Below are 5000 nucleotides of genomic sequence, written 5' to 3' on the forward strand. Positions count from 1 at the left end.
AAAAAGTTTGCGGCGAGCCAAAGCTCTCCGCCTGTTCTGTTTGACATCGTAAAGAGAAGATTTGTTCGAACTTCATGATCCCGAAAGGCTCATGATTTGTCGCAAGGGACGCTCAATCCCTTGCATATGATGGGTTTGCCTAACCGCGCCCTCGAACCGATCTCGAGAAGCTGGTCTTTTTGTGCCAATTCCATTGAAGCGCAATCCCGCAAGGGATGTCGCTCAAGTGCGACGATCTCTGCGAGATCGCGCTTAGCTAATCTCGTAAGGGAGAGGCTGAAGCGACGATTTCTTCGAAATCGCGCGAATGACGATCCCTGCGGGATCGCGCGATGGGTATTGGCAATGAGAACGATCAAGTGTCTTAAGGGCAATTGGTGGATGCCTTGGCATGCACAGGCGATGAAGGACGTGATACGCTGCGATAAGCTACGGGGAGGTGCGAATACCCTTTGATCCGTAGATCTCCGAATGGGGAAACCCACCTAAGGTACTTGGAAAATCAGAGCTGCAGAGATGCGACAATCTCTTCGAGATTGCGCTGCTGCGGCTGTGGTTTCCAAGTATCGCTAATAGGTAACTTATCCTGAATACATAGGGATAAAGTGGCGAACGCGGGGAACTGAAACATCTAAGTACCCGTAGGAAAGGACATCAACCGAGACTCCGGAAGTAGTGGCGAGCGAACCCGGACCAGGCCAGCGGCGATTGAGAGACAAGCGGAACCTTCTGGAAAGCAGGGCCATAGCGGGTGACAGCCCCGTACGCGTAATGCGATCAATCGTCCTCGAGTAAGGCGGGACACGTGAAATCCTGTCTGAAATTGGGAGGACCACCTTCCAAGCCTAAGTACTCGTGCATGACCGATAGCGAACTAGTACCGTGAGGGAAAGGTGAAAAGCACCCCGACAAGGGGAGTGAAAGAGTACCTGAAACCGATTGCCTACAAACAGTGGGAGCCCGCAAGGGTGACCACGTACCTTTTGTATAATGGGTCAGCGACTTAGTGTGACGAGCAAGCTTAAACCGGTAGGTGTAGGCGCAGCGAAAGCGAGTCTGAACAGGGCGTTCAGTTCGTCGCATTAGACCCGAAACCGAGTGATCTAGCCATGAGCAGGCTGAAGGTAAGGTAACACTTACTGGAGGGCCGAACCCATAACTGTTGCAATAGTTCGGGATGACTTGTGGCTAGGGGTGAAAGGCCAATCAAACTCGGAAATAGCTGGTTCTCCGCGAAATCTATTTAGGTAGAGCGTCGACCGAATACCCCAGGGGGTAGAGCACTGGATGGGCTAGGGGTCCTCACCGGATTACCAAACCTAACCAAACTCCGAATACCTGGGAGTACTAGTCGGCAGACACACGGCGGGTGCTAACGTCCGTCGTGAAAAGGGAAACAACCCTGACCTACAGCTAAGGTCCCCAAGTTATGGCTAAGTGGGAAAGGATGTGAGGATCCCAAAACAACCAGGATGTTGGCTTAGAAGCAGCCATCATTTAAAGAAAGCGTAACAGCTCACTGGTCTAAATAAGGGTCTTTGCGCCGAAAATGTAACGGGGCTAAAGCCATACACCGAAGCTTAGGGTTCGTGAGCAATCACGAGCGGTAGCGGAGCGTTCTGTAAGCTGATGAAGCCGTACCCGTGAGGGGCGGTGGAGGTATCAGAAGTGCGAATGCTGACATGAGTAACGTAAGGGGAGTGAGAGACTCCCCCGCCGAAAGACCAAGGGTTCCTGCTTAAAGTTAATCTGAGCAGGGTTAGCCGGCCCCTAAGACGAGGCGGAAACGCGTAGTCGATGGGAACCACGTTAATATTCGTGGGCCTGGAGGTAGTGACGGATCACACAAGTTGTCCAATCTTATCGGATTGAAAGGGCAGCGGAGTGGTTCCAGGAAATAGCTCCTCCTTATAGACCGTACCCGAAACCGACACTGGTGGTCTGGTAGAGTATACCAAGGCGCTTGAGAGAACTATGCTGAAGGAACTCGGCAAATTGCACGCGTAACTTCGGAAGAAGCGTGACCCTTTTCTGCGCAAGCAGAGGAGGGTGGCACAGACCAGGGGGTAGCGACTGTTTATCAAAAACACAGGGCTCTGCGAAGCCGCAAGGCGACGTATAGGGTCTGACGCCTGCCCGGTGCTGGAAGGTTAAGAGGAGGGGTGCAAGCTCTGAATCGAAGCCCCAGTAAACGGCGGCCGTAACTATAACGGTCCTAAGGTAGCGAAATTCCTTGTCGGGTAAGTTCCGACCTGCACGAATGGCGTAACGACTTCCCCGCTGTCTCCAGCATAGACTCAGTGAAATTGAATTCCCCGTGAAGATGCGGGGTTCCTGCGGTTAGACGGAAAGACCCCGTGCACCTTTACTATAGCTTTACATTGGCATTCGTAGTGGCATGTGTAGGATAGGTGGTAGGCTTTGAAGCCTGGGCGCCAGCTCAGGTGGAGCCACCCTTGAAATACCACCCTTATTACTATGGATGTCTAACCGCGGCCCGTTATCCGGGTCCGGGACAATGTATGGTGGGTAGTTTGACTGGGGCGGTCGCCTCCTAAAGAGTAACGGAGGCGCGCGATGGTGGGCTCAGAACGGTCGGAAATCGTTCGCTGAGTGCAATGGCATAAGCCTGCCTGACTGCGAGACTGACAAGTCGAGCAGAGACGAAAGTCGGTCATAGTGATCCGGTGGTCCCGCGTGGAAGGGCCATCGCTCAACGGATAAAAGGTACGCCGGGGATAACAGGCTGATGACCCCCAAGAGTCCATATCGACGGGGTTGTTTGGCACCTCGATGTCGACTCATCGCATCCTGGGGCTGGAGCAGGTCCCAAGGGTATGGCTGTTCGCCATTTAAAGCGGTACGTGAGTTGGGTTCAGAACGTCGTGAGACAGTTCGGTCCCTATCTGCCGTGGGTGTAGGAATATTGAAAGGATCTGTCCCTAGTACGAGAGGACCGGGATGGACGGATCTCTGGTGGACCTGTTGTGGCGCCAGCCGCATTGCAGGGTAGCTATATCCGGACGGGATAACCGCTGAAGGCATCTAAGCGGGAAACCCACCTTGAAACGAGTATTCCCTGAGAACCGTGGAAGACGACCACGTTGATAGGCCGGGTGTGGAAGAGCGGCAACGCTTGAAGCTTACCGGTACTAATAGTTCGATCGGCTTGATCGTTCTCATTCCTAATATCCATCCGACAAAGTCGGATGGTCTGCCAGCGCTCACGCATGAGCGGCCCTTACGGGCCAAAGCTTAAGCGAGGGCGCCGGACGACCGGCGACGCGCAGTCGCGCTTGCGGGCTTCGCCCGTAGGCAAAACGCAGACGTCGCCTTGGCACAAAAACGACGATCCTTTGGATCGCGCTGCGACGATCCTTTGGATCGCGCTTGAACAGCTTCTCGATTTGAACGTGCGTTTTGCCGACCTGGTGGTTATGGCGGAGCGGCTGCACCCGATCCCATTCCGAACTCGGCCGTGAAACGCTCCAGCGCTGATGGTACTTCGTCTCAAGACGCGGGAGAGTAGGTCGCTGCCAGGTCTGCCAAGCGCACGTTCATCTCACATCCGGATCAAACAGATCCGGATGGAAATCTTCTCCTTACGACTGTTGTGATGCATGTCGTTGTCCCAAAACCGCCAGGCACTTTTGGGCGACATGCAGAAGGCCCGCCAAACGGGATCATGGGCCGCGCAAGCGGCCCTTTCATTTGGCGGTCTCTTGAATTCGGTAAGCTCACGCTTACCTCTATCGTTGACGCGGGGTGGAGCAGCCCGGTAGCTCGTCAGGCTCATAACCTGAAGGTCACAGGTTCAAATCCTGTCCCCGCAACCAGATACCAAAAACGGCCCGCATCCCGCGGGCCGTTTTGCTATGCGGCTGTGAGGGCCGCTCGATTTGAGCTCTCATCAGGGGCGGCAGGCGAAGCCGAGGCAGCGGGACAGAAATGCCGAATCCTGTCCCCGCAACCTGCGACACCGACACTCCCGTAGCGAAAGCTCCGGGGAGTTTTGTTTGTAGCCGGCGGCAGCTCCCGATCGATGTCGAGAGTCAGGGCAGCCCCGGCCTGGTCCCGTGCGCCGGTTGCCATCACGCCGGTGCCATCGCGGCCGAGGCGACATTTCAACAAGCCGAATCAGTGATGCATGATCTTCTTCGGAGGAAACGGTGCGCGACCGAATCAGCCAGAGCTGCTAATAATTGACATCTATTGCCACATGGCTCGCGACCCTAGTCTCCTCCGAGAGGTTGCCAATGCCAAATTACGCTTTGAATGACCACTATGAGAGCTTCATCAGGAAGCAGCTCGAATCAGGCCGCTACAACAATGCCAGCGAGGTTGTCCGCGCGGGCCTGCGCATGCTCGAGGATTTCGAGGCGGAGCGGGAGAAATGGCTTCGTGGGGACATGCCGGCGCGCCTGGCTGAGTTGCAGCGAGATCCAACGAAGGCGTTCCCGCCGACGCGGTCTTTTCGCGGCTGGAGGCGCGTCATCGCGCGAAACAGGCGAAAGCCAGATAGGGATTGTCTTCCATCCGGAGGCGGAGTCCGAGCTGCAAGCGCTCTGTGACGATATAGCGGGGCGCGCCTCGCCTTCCATCGCCTGGAATTTCGTTGTCGGTGTCCGCGACCATTGTCTCGGCCTGTCGACGTTCCCTCAACGTGGCACCGAGCGGCTCGAGATCATGCCTGGGCTGCGCATTGTTGGTTATCGGCGCGCCGTCAGCATCGCTTTTGCTGCCGAGAGCGAGCAGGTGCTGATTTTGGGTGGCCGCAACATCACGCCGGAATTGTTCGAAGGGCGGCTCTGAGCGCTGTTCGGGCGGGCGAAGCGGTCCGTGTCCTGTTGGACGCGCGACGGGCGTTTTCGCGCCGATAGCATGCACCCCGGCACCGATGCGGCGGCGGGAAATCATGGCAATGACCGGCGCGAGAATGCCGGCCACAATCGGGCTAAGCCGCCTCACCAATTTCGGCCAAGCCAACTCACCAATTTCGG

At 56.0% G+C, this 5000-nt stretch carries 1 protein-coding gene, 1 tRNA gene, 2 rRNA genes and 1 pseudogene; all 5 read left to right on the forward strand.

Annotated elements, in window-relative coordinates; genetic code table 11:
• Positions 1-353: 353 nt before the first annotated feature.
• The 5 genes and pseudogenes from EJ067_RS22825 (at position 354) to EJ067_RS35530 (ending at position 4812) form a co-directional block, all read left to right on the forward strand.
• Positions 354-3177: ribosomal RNA gene (locus tag EJ067_RS22825) — 23S ribosomal RNA — on the forward strand.
• 250 nt (positions 3178-3427) lie between these two features.
• A 5S ribosomal RNA gene (gene rrf / locus EJ067_RS22830) occupies positions 3428-3542 on the forward strand.
• A 217-nt stretch (positions 3543-3759) separates the two neighbouring features.
• Positions 3760-3836 (forward strand) — tRNA-Met (locus EJ067_RS22835).
• A 420-nt stretch (positions 3837-4256) separates the two neighbouring features.
• Positions 4257-4522, forward strand: a pseudogene (locus EJ067_RS22840) (type II toxin-antitoxin system ParD family antitoxin).
• A 2-nt stretch (positions 4523-4524) separates the two neighbouring features.
• Positions 4525-4812: a type II toxin-antitoxin system RelE/ParE family toxin gene (locus tag EJ067_RS35530; RefSeq protein WP_126087481.1), complete on the forward strand. Its 288-nt coding sequence runs from the start codon at positions 4525-4527 to the stop codon at positions 4810-4812.
• Positions 4813-5000: the final 188 nt, after the last annotated feature.

Source organism: Mesorhizobium sp. M1D.F.Ca.ET.043.01.1.1, from assembly GCF_003952385.1.
Taxonomy (GTDB): domain Bacteria; phylum Pseudomonadota; class Alphaproteobacteria; order Rhizobiales; family Rhizobiaceae; genus Mesorhizobium.